15 protein-coding genes are annotated in these 19,132 nt (G+C 53.9%); 5 read left to right on the forward strand and 10 right to left on the reverse strand.

Going from position 1 to position 19,132, the window contains the following annotated elements; genetic code table 11:
• From JUE67_RS07415 to JUE67_RS07430, 4 genes are all read right to left on the reverse strand, one after another.
• The gene (locus JUE67_RS07415) at positions 1-903 is read right to left on the reverse strand and encodes a taurine ABC transporter substrate-binding protein (protein WP_203626657.1); all 903 of its coding nucleotides are present in this window, start codon (positions 901-903) and stop codon (positions 1-3) included.
• 144 nt (positions 904-1,047) lie between these two features.
• Positions 1,048-1,821, reverse strand: a complete 774-nt coding sequence (locus JUE67_RS07420) for an ABC transporter permease subunit (protein ID WP_203637106.1) — start codon at positions 1,819-1,821, stop codon at positions 1,048-1,050.
• A gap of 78 nt (positions 1,822-1,899) precedes the next feature.
• Entirely contained in the window at positions 1,900-3,603 is a 1,704-nt protein-coding gene (locus JUE67_RS07425; protein WP_203637107.1) for an FAD-dependent oxidoreductase, read from the reverse strand.
• Positions 3,604-3,624: 21 nt separating this feature from the next.
• Positions 3,625-4,893 (reverse strand): YeeE/YedE family protein, encoded by a 1,269-nt coding sequence (locus JUE67_RS07430; RefSeq protein ID WP_203626660.1) that lies wholly within the window; start codon positions 4,891-4,893, stop codon positions 3,625-3,627.
• Positions 4,894-5,196: 303 nt separating this feature from the next.
• On the opposite strand from JUE67_RS07430, the gene JUE67_RS07435 reads away from it, so the two are divergent.
• The gene (locus JUE67_RS07435; RefSeq protein WP_203626661.1) at positions 5,197-6,030 is read left to right on the forward strand and encodes a LysR family transcriptional regulator; all 834 of its coding nucleotides are present in this window, start codon (positions 5,197-5,199) and stop codon (positions 6,028-6,030) included.
• 129 nt (positions 6,031-6,159) lie between these two features.
• Here JUE67_RS07435 and JUE67_RS07440 read toward each other — a convergent pair whose 3' ends face one another.
• From JUE67_RS07440 to JUE67_RS07460, 5 genes are all read right to left on the reverse strand, one after another.
• Entirely contained in the window at positions 6,160-8,400 is a 2,241-nt protein-coding gene (locus JUE67_RS07440) for a helix-turn-helix domain-containing protein (RefSeq protein ID WP_203626662.1), read from the reverse strand.
• Positions 8,387-9,067, reverse strand: a complete 681-nt coding sequence (locus JUE67_RS07445) for a YesL family protein (RefSeq protein WP_203626663.1) — start codon at positions 9,065-9,067, stop codon at positions 8,387-8,389. The genes JUE67_RS07440 and JUE67_RS07445 overlap by 14 nt, the downstream gene beginning before the upstream one ends.
• Positions 9,068-9,266: 199 nt before the next feature.
• Positions 9,267-11,135: a beta-N-acetylhexosaminidase gene (locus JUE67_RS07450; RefSeq protein WP_203626664.1), complete on the reverse strand. Its 1,869-nt coding sequence runs from the start codon at positions 11,133-11,135 to the stop codon at positions 9,267-9,269.
• 101 nt (positions 11,136-11,236) lie between these two features.
• Positions 11,237-11,701: a hypothetical protein gene (locus tag JUE67_RS07455; RefSeq protein WP_203626665.1), complete on the reverse strand. Its 465-nt coding sequence runs from the start codon at positions 11,699-11,701 to the stop codon at positions 11,237-11,239.
• Between the two features lie 15 nt (positions 11,702-11,716).
• Complete coding sequence (locus JUE67_RS07460; protein WP_203626666.1) at positions 11,717-12,754, reverse strand: glycoside hydrolase family 18 protein; 1,038 nt, start codon at positions 12,752-12,754, stop codon at positions 11,717-11,719.
• Positions 12,755-12,932: 178 nt separating this feature from the next.
• Between JUE67_RS07460 and JUE67_RS07465 the strand changes: the two genes are divergently transcribed.
• From JUE67_RS07465 to JUE67_RS07480, 4 genes are read left to right on the forward strand one after another with little or no spacing between them, the layout of a single operon-like run.
• Positions 12,933-14,303, forward strand: coding sequence for an alpha-L-fucosidase (locus JUE67_RS07465; protein WP_203626667.1), 1,371 nt, complete (start codon positions 12,933-12,935; stop codon positions 14,301-14,303).
• Positions 14,304-14,325: 22 nt separating this feature from the next.
• Positions 14,326-15,297, forward strand: a complete 972-nt coding sequence (locus JUE67_RS07470; RefSeq protein ID WP_203626668.1) for an ABC transporter permease — start codon at positions 14,326-14,328, stop codon at positions 15,295-15,297.
• Positions 15,298-15,312: 15 nt separating this feature from the next.
• Positions 15,313-16,230, forward strand: a complete 918-nt coding sequence (locus JUE67_RS07475) for a carbohydrate ABC transporter permease (RefSeq protein WP_125697489.1) — start codon at positions 15,313-15,315, stop codon at positions 16,228-16,230.
• 49 nt (positions 16,231-16,279) lie between these two features.
• Entirely contained in the window at positions 16,280-17,941 is a 1,662-nt protein-coding gene (locus tag JUE67_RS07480; protein WP_203626669.1) for an extracellular solute-binding protein, read from the forward strand.
• A 361-nt stretch (positions 17,942-18,302) separates the two neighbouring features.
• Here JUE67_RS07480 and JUE67_RS07485 read toward each other — a convergent pair whose 3' ends face one another.
• Positions 18,303-19,067 (reverse strand): class II aldolase/adducin family protein, encoded by a 765-nt coding sequence (locus JUE67_RS07485; protein ID WP_203626670.1) that lies wholly within the window; start codon positions 19,065-19,067, stop codon positions 18,303-18,305.
• Between the last annotated feature and the right edge of the window lie 65 nt (positions 19,068-19,132).

Below are 19,132 nucleotides of genomic sequence, written 5' to 3' on the forward strand. Positions count from 1 at the left end.
TCACTTGCCCCCTGTATCAATAAATGTTGAAAACTCGCTGAGTGTCGGTGCAGTGGATACGGTCTGCTGCTGATGCATAAACTGACCGGTACGCATCATCGCCCGTGTAAAAGCCCCGGGATGAGATGGCGTCCCCAACCCATCTTGGCGATACATTTCGGCTTGAGTGAGCCAGGTGGTCCCCGCTACTTGCGTTTTGGCTTCGGCGACCGAAATTCCAGTCTGGGCTGCAGCTGCGGCGACGGCCTTGGCTGGGTCACTTGCGCGCAGACGATGCGCCTTCGCCACCGCCTCCGTGAATCGGCGCGCATCGTCCGGACGTTCCTGCAGAATCGCCTCACGCACAAGCGTAATGTTGCCGGTCTGGACGCCCTTTTTTCCCAAGTCACTGCTGTCGATCAGCACCTGCCCGTTTTTGAGCAGCTCGGTCAAAGTCGGTTGCCAAGTGTAGGCTGCATCGATGTTCCCTCGCTGCCAAGCGGCGACGATATTTTGCGTATCCATGTCCAGTAACCGTACCTTATGCGTCAGTCCCGCCTGCTTGAGTGCGATCATCAAGCTGTAGTGACTGGTCGAGGCAAATGGCGTTGCGATCGTCTTTCCCGCTACGTCTTCAAGGCAATGAATCTTGCAACCATCTCTCGCCACCAACGCCTCATTGGCTCCGCAGATCTCATTGATCCACAGCAGCCGCACGGGAATCCCTGCCGATAACGCGACAACGCCATTTGTATCGCCCATAGTCGCAAAATCAACGCCGCCGGACATCAGTGCCTTATTAGCATCAACACCTGAGTCAAACGTGATAAACGAGATTTTGCGTCCCGGGAAGGCCTCCTTAAAGTATCCTAGGTGCCGCGCAACGGCCACATCGTTTGGGGTGTTCAGCACACCAATGCGCACTGGTGCATTTCCAGAGGCCACATCATGACGCTGACAACCAACTAATATGAAGATGCTAAGGCACAAGAAGGCAGCAAGTACCCTTTTCATGAAGGAAGCCCAACCGGTTATAAAAACGCGAGAGCCTCGATTTCTATTGGTCATTTACTCATGGCCTTTCCAGAAGACAATATGTCTCTCTAACACTCGCAAAAACCAATCCAAAAGGAGGCCAAGTCCGCCAAGAATGAAGATACCCAAAAACATAACGCTGCTCTTCAAATATTTGGAGGCATCGATCACCATCCAGCCAATGCCTGAAGTTGCAGCCACCATTTCGGCCGCGACAAGCGTCGAAAAGGAGACCCCCATGGCCGTCCGAATCCCTGTAAATATATCGGGTAACGCACCGGGCAGAGTCACGTAACGAAATGTCGTCCATTTTCCCGCGCCAAGGCTACGAGCCGACAATAGGTACTCATTATTCAAGTGGTGGACCCCTTCGACACAGGCCAAATAGATTGGCGCAAAAGCCGCCAAATATAGGAGCAGTATCTTGGACCCTTCACCAATACCGAACCAAAGAATCAGGAGCGTATAATACGCGAGCGGTGGAATTGGCCGATAAAACTGAATCAGCGAGTCCACCGCGGCATAGATCTTCGGCGACACGCCAGAACCTAATCCGATCGGAACCGCTGTGAGAATGGCCAGCAGGAGGGCCGCGAACAAACGCCAAAGCGTGATTCCAAGGTGTTGCCAAAACGGAATCCCATTATAGCCATGTATTAAGACCCCAACAAAAGTCCGCCAGACAGCTTGCGGCGAAGGAATCAAAATCGAGGAGACCAGCCCTGTATTAGTTACCAAGATCCACAATACAAGTAGACAAAGCCAAACAGCACCCGTGATGCGGATCTCTGAACGCTTATGCGACATCGAGGTATCCCCTCCTTTCTAAATGCCAAAACGCAGCTGATTACCAGCTGCGCTTTGATGGTCAATTTGAAAAACATCTTATAACAAGTCGAAGCGATAATTGGTGACGATTGGCTTGCGCCCCGACACCTGGTCTTCGAAGTATTCGTATTCACAAAGCTCCAGGAAAGACCCAGAAATATTGACAACATTATCGTAACCCAGGTTGTTCAAAGCCCGGACCATGTTATAAGACCGCTGTCCCGACAAGCAATGAACGTAGACCGGCTTGTCAGCAGGAATCTCGTCTAAGCGTCGACGGAACTGAGAAAGCGGAATATTGATGGCGGAGATAATGTGGCCTTCTGCAAACTCATCAGGCTCGCGGGCATCAATGATAAAGGAATCTTTTTCAACTAATTTGCGAACATCTGTGACGGGCACTTGCTTGTATTCACCGTTCAAGATGTTTTCCGCTACCAACGCAGCCATGTTGACCGCATTTTTCGCAGTCGAGAACCATGGTGAGTAGCAGACCTCTAGATGGGTCAGGTCCTCAACGTAGCCATGCATGGTGATCATAGTCGCAACAATATCGATCTGCTTATCGACGCCAGATTCTCCAATTGCCTGAGCGCCAAGCACTTCACCACTCGGATAGCCAAAGACCAGCTTCATGTGCAGGGGGCGGGCATTCGGCATGATCCCGACTTTATCCTTAGGAATAATGGTGACACTGCGATAATCGATGCCGAGGCGACGACATGTTGTTTCCGTCAGGCCTGTCGATGCAACGTTCAGGTCAAAGATATGGATCGCTTGTGAGCCGATCACACCACGATTTTGTACAGGACGACCGTACATGTGGTCCACCGCATCTCGTGCTTCCATTTGCGCCGGAAAGGCCAGCGCTAATCTGGTCTTTTCACGCGTGATGCGATGCGTCAACTCAATGGCATCACCAACCGCGTAGACGTGTGGCAGGCTCGTTTGAAAATGCTGATCAACTGAGATGCCGCCGGTCAGTCCGATCTTGCAGCCGATCTTTGTCGCAAGTGCCGTCTCAGGTTTCACGCCGATCGCGACAATGACCGCCTGCGCATCAACGGTTCGACCCGAGCCAAGGACAATATGGTCAGCTGTGATCTCAGCCAGCCCATCCTTAAGAACTACATCCACACCATGATCGTAGAGCGTCTTATGCACCAACTGGGCAAAATCATTATCGATCGTGGCCAACACGTGATCCGCCGCTTCAATCAAGGAGATGTGCCGCTCGGTCTGGGCCAGATTCTCTGCTACTTCCAACCCAATAAAGCCGCCGCCGATCACCGCCACATCACTAACATGATTGACCTCGAGATATGTAGCAATCTTTTTGATATCGACAACGTTGCGAACAGAAAAGACGTTGTCTCGGTCGATTCCCTTGATACAGCTCGGCATCACGGGCTCAGCCCCTGGCGAAAGGACCAGTTCATCATACTCGACGGTTGTCAGTTCGCCAGTATTCACATTTTTCACTGAGACTGTTTTCGCTAAAGGATCGGCATCGATCACTTCCGAGTTGATTCGAGCATCGATATTGTATTGATTTTTAAATTGATCTGGGTCCATCAGTACGATGTTATCCGCATCTTCGATCATCCCGCTTAAATGATATGGCAATGAGCAGTTTGAAAATGAAACGTTTGGCCCTTTTTCAAACATGGTGATCTCTGCTTCTTCATCAAGCCGGCGAACACGTGCCGCAACAGACGCCCCACCAGCGACACCGCCAACAATCACAATTTTTTTAGCCATGATTTTGCCTCCTCTATCACTTTAGTAACCGTAAACACGTTTGGCAATGCGATTACCGCCAATCGCGCCGAGAACCAGCACAATTAAGAAAATCCAGCCAGAAAGCGAGAACTCTGCGATCGGACTGTACAAAGCCCCAACGTTGCAGCCGTTCGCCAGCCGGGTCCCAAAGCCCATTGTAAAGCCGCCAATGATATACATGACAGTACTTTTACCCGTGAGCCGCGGAATTGCGCCCATCGTCTCCTTAAAGAGCCCAGAGGACAGAATGAAGAAGACTGCGCCGAGGAAGATACCAAAGTTCTGGACGGTCACAGGGTTGCTTAACCAGGGATTAGAAAAGACTGCGGGTGCCTGATGCGTAAAGTTAGCAAGGCTATCCGCTGAGACCCCAACAAGATTAAGCACCTTGCCAAACCAGAAGCCATAAGGGGTCGATGCGCCCCAACCCGATTTGGTCAGGCCCATCAACAGCACAAAGACCATCATCATGCCAATCGCGCCTTGTTTCAGTGTCCAAGGCTTTACGAACAATGCATAATAGTTTTTCTCTGATCCAACAGCGAACTCAGCAATATCCTGTTTTGGGGCGTTCTCTTGAACTCGCTCTGATGGGACGCCCACATAGGTCTTATTGTTGCGACGCATTTTCTCGTAGCGATAAGAAAGCCAGACCACGATGCCGGCAAAGATGATCGTCAGAATGATCGCGCCAAGATACCCGTTCAGGCCATCCCATTTGAACCAATCCGGCATAAACACGCCATTGGCAAATTTTGCGCCCGTGCTGGAAGTGAACCATGAGTCTTTTACCCAGCTCGCCGTTGCTTGAACTGGAAAACCAACAAACACACCCAAGCAGAAGAAGATCAACGTCACACCTGCACGTGGCGCATCGGTGGCCAGATCAGTCAAGACGCCAGATGCACAGCAGGACGAAAACGACATACCAAGACCGAATAAAAGGCCGCCAAGCAACAACCCCAAGTTGATTGGGTTGATCCACAGATCATAAGCCTTGATATCTGGTGCAAGCACCAGAAAGGCCATGTTCGCGATTGCTGTGATCACAAACATAAACATCATCGTCCGCATCAGCGACGTAGAACCCGTCTTGTAAGCGCGGTTGACGCTGCCTGCAAACCCAGTGTAGGAACGTGAAAGGATGTACCCGAGGGCCAGCCCCAATAATAAGCGGATATATAGCATATTGGTTGCCAGAGCAAATGGCCCGCCAATCAACAGTACTGCCAGTAGCACAAATCCAGCAATGCAATCCAAATGTTTCATCAAGATACCTTCTCTCCAAATTAGTTATCCGATCGCGCCTTACTCCCTCGATGCGCTCGGTTGTCGTCTTTACAGTAGCATAACTATATTTAATATAAACACCGTCAGACCACAGGATACGATGTTTTATACTTGTGATTTTTGTAATTAGCCTTCACAATTCGCACCGCAAATTTTGTAGTTCTCAATGTATTCGGTGATTTATCGCCAATACTTAATTAGGAGTTTCTTCACAATCTTTTCGTGATATTATATTTGTAAATAGGTTCATAGCTTTTGACTATAACGGGAGGTTTCTTACGAATGTTCCATGAATTAACGATCTTTCAAAAGGTCTATGAGACTCGAAGTATCACTAAGGCTGCAAAGGCTCTATTTGTCACTCAGCCAAGCGTCTCCGTTCAATTAAAAAAGCTTGAGGAGGAACTTGGTGTCCAACTTTTCATCCGAAATGGTAACAAAGGCCTGATTCCAACTGAAAATGCGAACCGGTTTTATATGGACTCCCAAATTATTTCACGTAACTGGGAAAACTCACTGAATCACCTTGTTAAGAAGCACCATAGTCGACGCATCCGCTGTGTGATCGGTGCCTCACCAACTACCGCAATGTATGTCCTTCCGCGGTTGATTCTCAGTTTACGGCGGTATACAGATCACTTTGATTTTGAGCTGATCACCGCTGACTCTCGTAAGATCTTGGACGATATCATCAAACATGAGATCGACTTCGGCGTCCTCGAGAAGCCGTTTATGACGGAACACGTTGAACAGACAGCCTTTGCGTCAGACGAGCTCGTGCTGGCCGGCGACCCAGAAAACAACGCTTGGTTGATGGGTGCCCCAGGATCCACCCAACGCGAATACACCGAGAAGTACTTCACACTCCACCACCTAAGACCTACTCACATCATTCGCGTGCAAGATGATACGCTGCTCAAACAGCTGGTGGTGATGGGTATCGGAAAAGCCATTATTTCCAAACGAGCAATCGTCGGCACTTTACTGCCCTATCAGCAGCTATCAGAGGAATTTCACCGCGATTTTTACCTGCTAAATCCGAAGATTCCGACCTCGACAGATATCCAGCAATTGATCAACTTAAGTAAGACATTACTGCCGCAGTTTCGTTTCTAGTTTCGTTCCTAATCTGGGAGACGGACTTCACCTAGAACAGTGGGGACCTCAATTGAACGCAAAAACGGAGCCGACGAGAATTTGTCAGCTCCGTTTTTGTTATGTTTCACAAGAAACAATCCGGCATGATCAGCTACTTTGGGCCACGCGATCCCCGGCATTATGCATGCGGCGATACTCGCCCGGCGTCACCCCGGTCATCTTCTTGAACTTGCGAGTAAAATTGGCCACATCGTAGTACCCATTTTGCTCAATGATCGACTTGATCGGCGCCGTCGTGGTGATCAAGGCGCGCTGAATGCTGAGCAGTCGGTGTTCCGTGACAAACGCCGTAAACGTCTTACCGGTGATCTCCTTGATATAGTGGCTAGTGTACGGCACCGAAAAGCCAAAGTGATCCGCCACATCGACCAGCGACAAGGTCGGCGAACAAGCGTGATCGGTCACATACTGTTTGAGCTGGCTGGCCACATCCTCCTCGCTGCTCGACGCGCCGGAATCAACTGTTGAGACTGAGGTGATGTCTTTGATCGCCGTCAGTAGGATCCCGTGCAACTGGCTCAACGACGAGATCGTGCGCAGCGAATGCACCAGCGTCTCATTGACCTCCGCGTGTTTTTCATAATCCGCCTTGAGCACCCGAGAGATCAGGTTGGAAATGCCGATGTCGAAGCGGTCCTGCGGGTCATAACTTTGGCTCGCCAAATTAAACAGCACCTCAAATGCCTCGCGCGCCGGTTCAAAATGGCCCTGAAGCAGGCTGTTATCCAGCTTCAGTTCGTTATTGAAGTCGAACGGGTTTTCCGCATTGGCCGCCACATCGGCCGTCGCGGTGTAGCGCACATTGTCCCCTTCGGCCGGCCGCGCGGTGACTTGCATGGAAACCACTTCGATATAGGCTTCATGCAGATCCGCCAGCTGGTCGATCGTGCGGCTGATAAACAGCGCCGTTTCGGCATGGACAAACGGCGTGCGGTCCCGAATCTCATCCAGCAGCGCCACCGGATCCTCGCCGCTGGCAAAATTCAGCAAGACCACCACCTGTGCCTCGCTGACACGGTGCATGAACAAGGCAGTGAAGTTAGTGCCCGCCAGCGGTTCGTCGCCCTTGCTGTTCCACTCGGCAGGCTGATCCGCCAGTGCGACGACGAAATGCGGATATGGCAAGGCGATCGCGCCTGTTTTCAAGAAGCGGCCCACGACTTCCGGATCCGTCACCCGCCCATTCAAGATCAATTGCAGAATCTGATTGCGAACAAAGGGCAATTGCGCCTTTGAGGCCGAGATCAGGCTTTGGTGATTGTTGATGTAATTCTCGATCGCCAGCTGAAGCCGTTTTTCCTCCGTCGCATCGCCTGCGCCATCGCCATTGAAGCCCGGGGTCGGGAGAATTTTTTCCAAGCCCGAGATCACGGCGTATTGGCGTTTGGCGAAAAATGAGATCAGCACGAGGCCGCCAGTCAGCAGGATGCCAAACAGCCAGAGATAATGGATGAAAAAGCCGCGCAATGGCACCCACAGGGACGGTGGCAAGGTGTAGGAGACCACCTCAAACAGGCCGGTACTGCTGGCCTTGCGGTGCACACTGAGCTGATGGCCATCCGCCAAGCGGTAAGTCTGCTGGTATTTTTGCCCGAGCAGCCCCTTCAGCGGCGTCTCCGCAAGCGTCGGGCTGGACAGCTGGAGGGTCCGATCGTTGACGGTCAGACCGATCACCTGGCTGTCAGAGGAAGTCCCGCTGGTCAAAATATCGTGAATATCGACGGGATTCAGGGAAAAATACACGACCCCTTTTTGCTCGCCAGACATCGGCATCAGCGGCACCATCAGAGTCATTTGATCCTGTTGGCCTTCCGCAAGCGCCGGTGTGATAAACAATTCGGGATTGGCGTCGCGCATCATCGCCTGTTTTTGCCGGCTGGACAAATTAGTGGGCATCAGGCCGTATTTCGCCGCCGCGTCGTCCAGGCTATAGGTGCCCTTGACCGTGTACAGCGTCCCCGGCGTGCGAAACACATTGACCCAAGTCTGGTCGATCAGGCTGGACGACAGGTTGTAGCGTCCCAGCGCGTCCTGAATCGCCTGGTAGTCGGTCACGTTTTGCGGAATCTTCGCAAAGCTGGGATCCAGCGCGATCTGATGGGCCGCGGTGATCAAGTGGGCCATGTTGTTATCCAGATTGCCCGCCACCTGGTTCAAAGCGCGGTCCTGGGCGGTGACCACCGCATTTTGCTGGCGCCGCGTTTCAGTGACGACCCAGTTGATGGTCAGCAGAATCACCGGTAGCAAAAAAGCCGCGACGAGAAAGACCCAGTACATCGTCATCAGCTTTTTGGGCTGCCATTGGGGCAAATGCTTAGACATTTTCATGCGCGGCACTCCCGATCACGGTCTCAACATACTGGCAAGCATGCAGCGAGAACCAAACCATCGGCGTCAGATACAGGGGCACCAAGGCCACCAGCGACAGCGCGGGAAATAGCGTCAGCAGCGCGGTCGCCACGACGGTCCCAACGAGAATCGCAAGCGTGTCGCTGAAATGCGCGATCGAGATCACGAAGGCCTGGCGAAAATACTGCCAAAAATGTAGCTCATAACGCCCGTAGATCGTCAAAATATACAGTGTGTAGATCATCGCCATCACGAGGAGCACGATCAGCCCATATTGAAGCGGTGCGGACTTGATCAAAACGCGATTGACACCTAGATCCAGCCACAGCACAGCGAGTACCCCAAAATCCAGGTACAACAGCGCATTGGCCTCTTTGAAGGAGGCGCGCCAAAACCCGCCGAATTCCGTATTCAGCGCCTTGAACGTCGCAGTGGGCCCCGTGAAATGGGCCATTGGTTTGCCCCCTGCTTCAAAGCGCCGAAGCAGGATCTTCACGGCACTGGCCAGCGCCGGAAACACCCCGGCAACGATCGCGCCGCGGAGCGTGTACGCGAGAAAAAGCACTTGCACCTTGATTGCAAACAGCAGGATGGTCCCCAGATTCAACGAAAATTTGACAATACCACGCGGCTCAGTCGTATGCATTGCGTGCGCCCCTTTCCCCTCAAACATATCAGACATTATTTATTGATAACATTTAAATTAGAATACAACCGTCTCAGTGGTCTATATAGTAAGTTTTTCCTACTGAGATGAGGTCATAAACCATTTTACTGTGGAAACCTTTTCAGTGTCAACTTAGAGCCTCGCAAAAATTAATTTTCGCTGCTTTGCCCCGCGCCGATCAGACCCCGGACAGCTTGCTGACGGTGACCGTATCGGCGTATAGGCCGCGGCCGACCGAACTTGCGGTTGGTTGACCCAGTAATAATTGTGGCTCGTCCGGCTCGGCCAATTGGTCTACCCGGCCGTCGCACCACTGCGTAAGCCGCCAAGCCGCCGTCTCGCAGCTGAGAATCAGCCCGCCATAGCGCACATCCATCACTTCCCAGCCAAACGGCGAGTTGATGCTGAACCAAACGGCGCGGTGGGCCTGTTGCAGCGTGCGGTACTGGGCGGCCAATTCTGGCAGACGCGCTAGGACAGCTCGCATCGCCGCTTTGTCCCCGGCTTCATAGGCTTGCCGAGTCTGATCCATCACCGCCACCTTCGTCGCCAGCACCTGCGCCAAGGCACGGTAAAACGCGATCAGGTCGCCGTCGTCCGGGGTCGTCGTAGCCGCATCCAGCGCCTGCGCCAATTGGGTGTAGTGCCCAAGCAGGTCCACCTTTGCGAGATTTTTGGCAAACAGCGGGTGCAGTAAGTCTTCGTAAAGCACCACCTTGCTGGGATTCGTGGCGTCGGGATTGCCCGCCGTCAGTTCCGACAACTGGTCGAACTGATCCAACAGCAGATAGGTGGCCGCCGTTTTTTGCTGATAGGTCGCAAACGCAGTGGCCAAAGCGGCTGCACCCGGGGCCTCATGGTGATAGATCTGCTCCGCAAAATATTGAATGCCCAGTGCGCCTGCGGTAAATGGGGTCTCCCCGCCGTCGTCGCCCCACATCGTCGCATAGACCGTATCCAGCCCCACATTTTTCGCCGCGGTCATGCCAGCCTTCATGGTCTGCATGGTCTTGCCGTAGTTCGGGGCCAGGCCGTTCCACGTCCAAACGCCGGTGGCAAAGCTCACCGGCACGCCCAGCTGCTGGTGCAGGCGGAAGACCGCCTCATAATTTTCCTGGGAATTGTTGTAATAATCCCAGTACATCAGATTCACTTTTGGAATCTGATCTTTGACCTTCGCCGGGAAAACAGTTTTCGGATCGCCGTAGCCATACCCAGCGGCGTTGAACCACATGTCACTCCACATAATCGGCTCAAGCCCCATTTTTTCTGTGAGGGCGATCACCTTATTCACATGCTCAAGCATGATCGTGGTCTGATCGACCGGGCCGTGTTGGTCCTGATAGCGGCCGCGACCCAGCGCATGCGCCTCATCCATGCCGATGTGGATCTTCTTCGTGCGAAACGGCGCCATAGCATTTTTCAAAATAGTGGCCAAAAATTCGTAGGTCTTGTCCTCGCCGACCAGCAGGATGCCCGGCATGTCGATCATCTGATTCATGAACGGCCAGCGCATCGGGTTGAGCAAATGGCCCAGCGTTTGAATGCAGGGAATCAGCTCAACGCCTAGCGCATCCGCATAATCATCGGCGGCCTTTAACTCGCTCTGCGTCAAGCGGCCCCGCTGGTAACCCCAGTATGGATACGCTTTGACTTCGTAAACATCTTCCATATAGAGCAGCGATGAGTTGAGGCCAAGCTTGGCGGACAGGCGGATCATCTTTTTCAGCCCGGCCAGCGACAACGCCGCGTTGCGCGACATATCGACCATCAGGCCCGTCGTCGTGAACTGCGGCGTTTCGTCAAGGGTCAGGTCCGCCCCGTCGCGCGCAGCCTGGACCAGTGCGTTCAATCCGCGGAAAAAGGCGGCGCGGAATGGGTAGCCGATCGCGGCCTGCCCGTTTGTCAGCTGCACCGTCAGCGTCTGTGCCGGGGTCGCCGTAATGGCCAGCCCGGTCTCACCGATCCGAAACCCGATTTCATCCGCTAATTCGGTGGCGCCGGTGCGCAAGTCTTGCGGTAAAGCATCAATATTGATCGTGACCATGAGTGAGCTCCTTTTTGTTTGACGAAAAATCAGGATAGTAGAACGCAACTGAATTCGGCCTAGCGCCCAGTGACAGCAGTGCCTTGGGCCAAATGTCCGGGTCAGTTCGCCTTGATGAGATTGACCAGCAACGATTTTTTAATGTACCAAGCCCCGTCCTGGTTCACAAATTCAATCGTCGATTCTAGAATCTGTTTCTTGCCTGTTTTGGTGGTGGTCTGCAGCTGATCGACCTTCGCCATCAGCGAGGTGCGCGTTTGCTTTTGCACCTTGAATTCCTGCAGCTTCAGCGTCGCGTCGCGCTTGGCCAGGGCTTTTGTCATTTGGGCCGCGGTCTCGGTGCGCTTGCTGGGCGGCACCGTCTCCAGATACTCAGAAACACTGCCGGCGTTGACCGCGTCGATATTTTTCACCAAGACCTGCTTGGCCTGGCGCCGGGCTTGCGTCACCTGGGCGTCTGTCATGCCTTGGACCACCACCTCGCGATCGGCGAAGGTGTAGACCAGGCCCATTCCCATAAACAGCGCAACCAGCAGCAAAGCCAAAAGTTTCGTTCGTTTGCGCATCCCAGCGCCTCCTTTCTACCGCGTGGCGGCAAAGACCGCTGCCGCCGCATCGACCAGCGTGCCGGTCAGATCCAACGAGGATTCCCAAAACATCAGGCCGCGCAAGCCATGGGCGACCACGTATTGCGCCTTGGCCGCCATGGAGCGGGCATCATCATAGGAAGAAAAGCGGTGGCCGTCAAAATAATACGGGGCCTTGGCTTCCTCATCCCAATACACATTTTCTGGATGAGCCGAAAGCAGTGGCGCGAGCTCATTGTAGTTGCTGGTGTGATCGCCGAGGCTCTCCGCCGGCGTGGCCAGTGGCGCCGCGGTGCCTGCCGGAAACCCGGTCCAGTTGCGACTGTAAAACGCGGACCCGATCACCAATTTCTCAGCCGGCACCCCTTTGGCCAGCATGTAATTGACACTTTCCTGCGCCGACAGCGTCCCGTTTGGCGCGGTATAACCCAGCAGATTGCTGTGGTGACTGGCCAAATGCGTCCAGCTGCCGCGCATGTCGTAGGTCATCAGATTGATGTAATCGCAGTATTGCACATAATCGAACGCGCCATTTGGACTCATCGTCTCCAGCAGCGCCGGTGCCGCACCGACTGCGACCGTCAGGCGATAATCGCGCGCGTCTTGGGCGCCTGCTTCATCCAGCTGGTGCCGCAGTTCTTTGACAAAGGCCAGAAAATGCGTGGCGTCATCCGGCGTCGCCTTGATACCCGCGGTGTCCATCCCCGGATATTCCCAATCCAGATCGACCCCATCAAACTCATACCGGCGCATGTACCGAATGATATTGCCCGAAAAGCTCGCCCGCGTCTCATCCGTCTGCACTGCATCGGAAAAGCCATCCGCGGTCCAGCCGCCGATACTGATGCAGGTTTTCAGTTCAGGCCGCGTCACCTTTATTTGGTTCACGAGGTGTATCTTTTTCAGCTCGCGCGTCAAGTTCAACCCGTCGATCTTGGCGAAGGCGTAATTGATGCAGTCAAGCTTGTCGATCTCGAGCTGATCGATCGTCCATTCTTTCCCGTCATCCAGGTAGGCCATCAGTTCATTCATACCCTCAACTCCAATTTAAATTTTCGCTTCCGTTATATAGGAGACCGCTTACATTTTTGACTATACCCTGCGCGGCAAATTGTCACAAGCAAACCATAAGAACCACATACTTGAAAATCTCACATATTGAAAGCGCTTAATTTCCCGGGTTATAGTCGGAGGCGAAAGGGGGCACACAATGACTGAAGAAACGACCCCGCGAGCCGACATCGAGACCGCCAAAACAGCGGACTGGACTGAAGCCGACTTCGCGGATTATCCAGAATATCCCACGCTACAAAAACGCTGGGATTGGTTTCAAGATCAAAAGATCGGGTTGTTGATGCATTGGGGCTTGTATGCCGTTGCGGGCATCGTCGAGTCGTGGCAATTATCCGACGAAGACACATGGGCGCGCGGCAAGCATCCGTTCCGGCCGAATATGAAGCAGCTCAAGCATGACTACTGGGGGCTTGCCAAGCAGTTCGATCCGGAAAACTATGACCCGGCCGCCTGGGCCAAATTGTTTAAGGAAGCGGGCATCCGCTACACCATTTTGACAACGAAGCATCACGACGGCTTCACGCTTTACGACACCCAGGAAAGTGACTACAAGGTCACCGCCCCTGGAATGCCGTATGCGAACGGGAAATATGCCGATCTGTTCAAGGCTTATGCAGAGGCGATGCGCGCGGCCGGCATCACGCCCGGCGCTTATTACTCCAAGGCGGACTGGCACCATGAGGATTATTGGCGCCACGATGACAAGCCAAAGGGGCGCGGTGCCGATTATGACCCGAAGGCCGATCCGGCGCGCTGGCAACGGTTTGTCGATTTTGTCCACGCCCAGCTGCTGGAGATCGCCCGCAATTACGGCCCGCTTGGCATGTTGTGGCTCGATGCCGGCTGGGTCAACACCGACCGGGAGCCGCTGGACTTTGACACCTTGATGCCGAAAATTCGCGAAGCCCAGCCGGACATCTTGATCGTTGATCGCACGCTCGGCGGCCGCTATGAGAATTACGTCACCCCAGAGCGCGCGATTCCGACCTTGGCCACGCGCCCAACGATGCCATGGGAAAGCAACATTCCGCTGAGTCATGACTGGGGCTATGTGCCGCATGGGGATTATAAATCGATCAATGAAGTCATTGACGATATTCTCAAGGTCGTCACCCTCGGCGGCAACATCGTCTTAGGCATCGGGCCAAAACCCGACGGCACCCTGCCGCGTGAAGGCGTGCGGCTGCTGAAACAACTCGGCGGCTGGCTCGCGATCAACGGCCAAGGCATCTACGGCACCCGCGGCGTGGCGGATGCCCTCGTCGAAAATGCGCAGGCCCAGCGCCTGTTCATCACGCAGAACCAGACTCATTACTTCCTATTTCCACAGCGCAAGGTCCCGCAGCAAGCGATCGACCTCAAGGCGCTTGGCCTGGCGGATACGATCGGTGCCGCCCACCTGCTCGGCTACGCGGAGGCCGACCTGGTGATCAAAGACGGCCTGCTATTTTTGCCAGGTGGGATGCGTCAAAAACTGACACAAGGCATTGCACTGATCAAAAAATAATTTATGAAAAGGGGTTGATCGCATGGCTGCAATTTCTCCTGCTGAAACGCTCGAGTTGCCGCCAAAGGGTGGGGTCAAAAAGTCAAAGAGGCTCTTTTCTGTCAAACGGCTCAAAGAGAACTGGCAGCTCTATGTCCTCATACTACCGGCATTTCTCTGTATCTTAGTCTTTTCCTATTTCCCGATGTACGGGGTGATCATTGCCTTCAAGAACTACATGCCGTCCCTGGGCATCTGGGCCTCGCCATGGGTGGGGTTCAAGTATTTCAGCCAATTTTTTAATTCCTATTACTTCTGGGACCTCATTCGCAACACCCTGGGCATTCAGATCTACGGCCTGATCGTGGGCTTCCCACTGCCGATCATCCTGGCCTTGGCCCTCAACGAAATGAAGGATGGTTTCTGGAAAAAATTCTCCCAGACCATCACCTACGCGCCAAACTTCATTTCCGTCGTGGTCATGGGCGGCATGCTGATCGCCTTTCTGGATCCGTCGACCGGGATCATCAACCACGGCTTGGGCATGCTGGGCATGAAGCCGATCGCGTTCATGAGCGATCCGCGCTGGTTCAAGACCGTGTACGTGTTGTCCGGCGTTTGGCAAGGCACCGGCTGGGGTTCCGTCATCTACCTCGCCGCGCTCGCTGGGGTCGACCCGGCGCTTCACGAAGCGGCGATCGTCGATGGCGCGACCAAGCTCCAGCGGATCTGGCACATCAACTTGCCAGCCATCGTGCCTACGATGGTCATTCTGTTGATCATGAACGTCGGCTCCCTGTTTTCGATGGGGTATGAAAAGATCTTGCTGTTGCAAAATCCGTTGAACCTGTCCTCTTCCAACGTGATCGCGACCTTCGTTTATCAGCAGGGGCTGATCAACGGGGCGTACAGTTACGCGGCGGCGGTCGGCCTGTTCAACTCATTGATCAACGCGGTCTTACTCATCGCCGTCAACCAGCTGGCCCGCAAAGTTTCCGAAACGAGTCTTTGGTAGAAAGGAGGCACAGTTATGAACACAACGCTTGTCAAAGACACCAAGGCGGATAAGATCTTCAAGATCTTCCTGTATATCTTCATCGCGTTAGCCGTTTTGATCGTCATTTACCCGTTGATCTACATCATCAGTGCCTCAGTTTCCGACCCGACCGCCGTGAACTCAGGCCAGATGTGGTTATGGCCCAAGGGCTTTACCATGCGGGGCTACAACGTCATCATGGATTATAAGGACATCTGGCGTGGCTACGGCATGACCATCTTTTATACCGTCGCCGGCACGATCGTTTCCTTGGTGATGACCATCCCCTGCGCCTATGCGATCAGCCGCCCCGACTTTTCCGGGAAAAAATGGTTCACCATTTTCATGCTGATCACGATGTTCCTGTCTGGCGGCTTGATCCCGAGTTACTTGCTGATCAAGGCGTTGGGCATGCTGAACACCGTGTGGGCGATCATCATCCCAGGGGCCGTGTCCGTGTATAACATCGTGGTCACCCGCGCCTTTTTCCAGTCGAATATTCCCTGGGAAATGCAGGAAGCGGCCAAGATCGACGGTGCGTCTGATTTCCAGATCTTCTTCCGCATCGTGATTCCGCTGTCCGCCCCGATCATCGCCGTCATGGCCTTGTTCTATGGCGTTGGCATGTGGAACGGGTACTTCGGTGCGTTGGTCTACTTGCAAGACAAGAGCCTGTATCCACTGCAGATGGTCCTGCGCCAGATCCTGGTTCTTCAGGATATGCAACAAGGCGCATCCACTGGCGGCGGGGTGACGGCATCCACGGCCGAGCTGATGAAACAGCGCGCCGAGCTTGCCGCGATCATCAAGTACGGGGTGATGATCGTGTCGTCTCTGCCAGTCATTCTCATTTATCCATTCCTTCAGCGCTTCTTCGTGAAAGGCGTGCTGATCGGATCGCTCAAAGGTTAAGTCGTTCATTAGGGGTTTTACACAAAAAAGCGTTGAGAGGAGCATTCACATGAAGTTATCAAAAGCAGTACGCGTCGCCGCGATCACCGCAGTTTCTCTTTTGGCCCTGACCGCTTGCGGCACCAACAAATCCGCCGACACCACCACGACGAAGGCGAAAACGGACAGCAACGTGACGACCGAGGGCTTCCCTGTTGTCAAAAAAGAGATCACCATGTCGATGATGGCGCCAAACATGGGCTTTGCCGAATATAAAGACATGCTCGTGCTGAAAGACTACGCGAAAAAGACCGGCATCAACTGGAAGTACAACACCCCGCCGCAAGCGGATTATGCGACCAAGTTGAACCTGGCCTTTGCCTCACAGGACCTGCCTGATGTGATCTATGCCTCCGGGACCTCAGTCATGACCCCGGCCAACGAAACCACTTATGGCAAACAGGGCCTGATCGTGCCACTTGAAGGCCTGCTGAAAAAATACGCGCCGAATTTCTACAAACTGATGCAGGAAGACCCGAACATCAAGAAGAGCATCACCACGCCGGATGGCCACATTTATTCCCTGCCAATGATCCAGCGCGGCGCAACGTCGAACTGGTACCTTGGCCCGATGTGGTACAACGGCGCCTGGCTGAAGAAACTCGGGGTCACCGAGCTGCCTAAGACTGTCGACGAATTTTACGATCTGATGGTTCGCTTCAAGAACGAAGATCCAAATGGCAACGGCAAGAAGGATGAAATTCCATACGCCGACCAGAAGGATTTCTGGAGCCGCACCTGGATCATGTCCGCGTTTGGCATGCTGTCCAACGACGTGCAAAACAACGGCGACAAGGTCGTTTATAACCCGATCACCAAGAACTACAAGGCGTATCTGACCTTCATGAACAAGATGTACAAGAACGGCCTGCTCGACAAGAACACCTTCACCCAAAGTGGCGATCAGCTGACCGCCAAGCTCAAGAACAGCCAAGTCGGTTTTGCCCAAGGCTACGGCCCAGGCTTCAACGGCGAAACAACCCCTGAGCAAAACGCCCAGAACCCAATGTGGCAACCACTGACCAGCTCCGTGTCGAAAAAAGCGGTCCTGCCTGGTAATCCACGAATCAACCGCGGTAATTTTGTCATCACGAAAAATGCCAAGAGTCCGGCCGCTGCGCTGCGCTGGGTCGACTACTTCTACACCCCAGAAGGTGCCACGTTCTTAGGCCAAGGCCCAGAAAACGGCATCTGGCACTACGAGACCACCGCAGACGGCGATAAGGCCAAGGTCTACAACAAGGGCATCGATGCCTCTAACGCCGGTGAAGCGACGGCCAAGATCACCCCGAACTACGGCACGACCCCGCCAATGCTGGCTGGCGAAGAAATGAAAGATCCATATGCCAACACGATCTTGGAAAAGAAGACCGATGATCCAACCGGCGATGTGTACTCCAAGTTCGCGATCTCTGAAACTGAAAAGAAGATCGATCCATATGTTCGCGTCCCATATCCGCTGGTTTATCTGACCAACGACGAACAGGACCTCGTTTCCCCGATCGCCAACGACTTGAAGACCTATGTGCAGCAGATGGAAGCCAAGTTCATCACCGGCGTAGAGCCACTGGCGAACTTCGACAAGTTTGTTTCCACCATCAAGGGCATGAACATCGACCAGTACGTGAAGGTCTACCAAGACGCCTATGATCGCTGGAACAACGCGAAATAAGACGCACTCACTCTCCCTTGCGAGCCAATTTTAGAAAAAACAGTCATGTGTGCCCATCCAATATGGCTCGCGCACGATCATTGCTGACGCCCCCTCGCCAGACATGAAAATAGATAGATGCAAAAAGAGCCGAGACTGGATAACCGTCTCGGCCCTTTTGCGAATAAGGGTGCGCAGCGGGGCGCTTAGGTCTGAGCAGATAGTTCGGCCTGGGCGGTTGATGGCGCACTTGGCCATCGAACGACTGGGACGACTATCTGTCTCAGACCTGCCCCGCGGAGCCCAACTATCGGGTGCGCAGCGAAGCCTCACCGAACGCAAAAAAAACAGCCGGCACCACGTTCTGCCAGCTGCGTTTGTGTTACCCGCCAAATGTGACCCGATTGACCTTTGGCAGCGGGGCCGGATGATCGACCACCGGCTGATCCGGCAGCGAGATCGCCGGGTGCGTCTCGTCTTCGGCCGGCTGATAATCCGCGCCACACGACTGATACCCTTTCAACAACCCCAAGTGAATGAAGACAGTTTGCTGATACGCGATCTTCGCGTTCCATTCCAGCGTCTCAAGGATCCGCACCGCGATATGCAGGTCTGTCGCCGTGATCACGACACCGTGACTGTTGAGCAGAAACACATTTTCCATCGCTCGGTCGCCCAGCTCTGCCAGTGCGTCGCTGACTGTTTTCGCCAGGGCCATGCTCGTCGCCGGCGCATAGGGCAAGGTGCGGATGCGGCCAAGCTCCCGCGTGCCTTCAGTCACATTGGGCATCTCAAGCCCGCTTGTGGCCCAGAACATCGACTCAGGGGCATGTGCGTGAAAAACGGTGCGGATGCCCGGATTGGCTCGATACGCGCCTTCATGCATGTTGATCTCGCGGGTCACAGTGCCCACGCCGTCCACTTTTTCGCCGGTCGCCATGTCGACCACCAGGATCTGGGCAGGCGAAAGCCGCGCGTAAAACGTTTCGGACATAAAACTCGGGGTGATCAGAATATACGCCTTCCCCGTTTCATCAAATACCTTCATCGAGACGTTCCCGCCAGCAATATTGGTGTCTTTGCGGTCGAACATCAAGCGGACCGTCTCGGCCAGATCTTGGCGCTGGGCTTCAAACATCATCAGCATTGTTTTTTTCCTCCCTGTGTTGCGTCTTTCTTCAATTATAAAATGGTGCGATGCCGCGCGACCGG

The organism is Lacticaseibacillus mingshuiensis, assembly GCF_016861785.1.
GTDB lineage: Bacteria > Bacillota > Bacilli > Lactobacillales > Lactobacillaceae > Lacticaseibacillus > Lacticaseibacillus mingshuiensis.

Excerpts from the sequence above, each read along its gene's own strand:
- JUE67_RS07455 (WP_203626665.1), bottom strand. The coding sequence starts at position 11,701 with ATGCGCAAACGAACGAAACTTTTGGCTTTGCTGCTGGTTGCGCTGTTT.
- JUE67_RS07420 (WP_203637106.1), bottom strand. The coding sequence starts at position 1,821 with ATGTCGCATAAGCGTTCAGAGATCCGCATCACGGGTGCTGTTTGGCTT.
- JUE67_RS07460 (WP_203626666.1), bottom strand. The coding sequence starts at position 12,754 with ATGAATGAACTGATGGCCTACCTGGATGACGGGAAAGAATGGACGATC.
- JUE67_RS07450 (WP_203626664.1), bottom strand. The coding sequence starts at position 11,135 with ATGGTCACGATCAATATTGATGCTTTACCGCAAGACTTGCGCACCGGC.
- JUE67_RS07470 (WP_203626668.1), top strand. The coding sequence starts at position 14,326 with ATGGCTGCAATTTCTCCTGCTGAAACGCTCGAGTTGCCGCCAAAGGGT.
- JUE67_RS07430 (WP_203626660.1), bottom strand. The coding sequence starts at position 4,893 with ATGAAACATTTGGATTGCATTGCTGGATTTGTGCTACTGGCAGTACTG.
- JUE67_RS07480 (WP_203626669.1), top strand. The coding sequence starts at position 16,280 with ATGAAGTTATCAAAAGCAGTACGCGTCGCCGCGATCACCGCAGTTTCT.
- JUE67_RS07475 (WP_125697489.1), top strand. The coding sequence starts at position 15,313 with ATGAACACAACGCTTGTCAAAGACACCAAGGCGGATAAGATCTTCAAG.
- JUE67_RS07440 (WP_203626662.1), bottom strand. The coding sequence starts at position 8,400 with ATGAAAATGTCTAAGCATTTGCCCCAATGGCAGCCCAAAAAGCTGATG.
- JUE67_RS07485 (WP_203626670.1), bottom strand. The coding sequence starts at position 19,067 with ATGCTGATGATGTTTGAAGCCCAGCGCCAAGATCTGGCCGAGACGGTC.
- JUE67_RS07435 (WP_203626661.1), top strand. The coding sequence starts at position 5,197 with ATGTTCCATGAATTAACGATCTTTCAAAAGGTCTATGAGACTCGAAGT.
- JUE67_RS07445 (WP_203626663.1), bottom strand. The coding sequence starts at position 9,067 with ATGCATACGACTGAGCCGCGTGGTATTGTCAAATTTTCGTTGAATCTG.
- JUE67_RS07425 (WP_203637107.1), bottom strand. The coding sequence starts at position 3,603 with ATGGCTAAAAAAATTGTGATTGTTGGCGGTGTCGCTGGTGGGGCGTCT.
- JUE67_RS07465 (WP_203626667.1), top strand. The coding sequence starts at position 12,933 with ATGACTGAAGAAACGACCCCGCGAGCCGACATCGAGACCGCCAAAACA.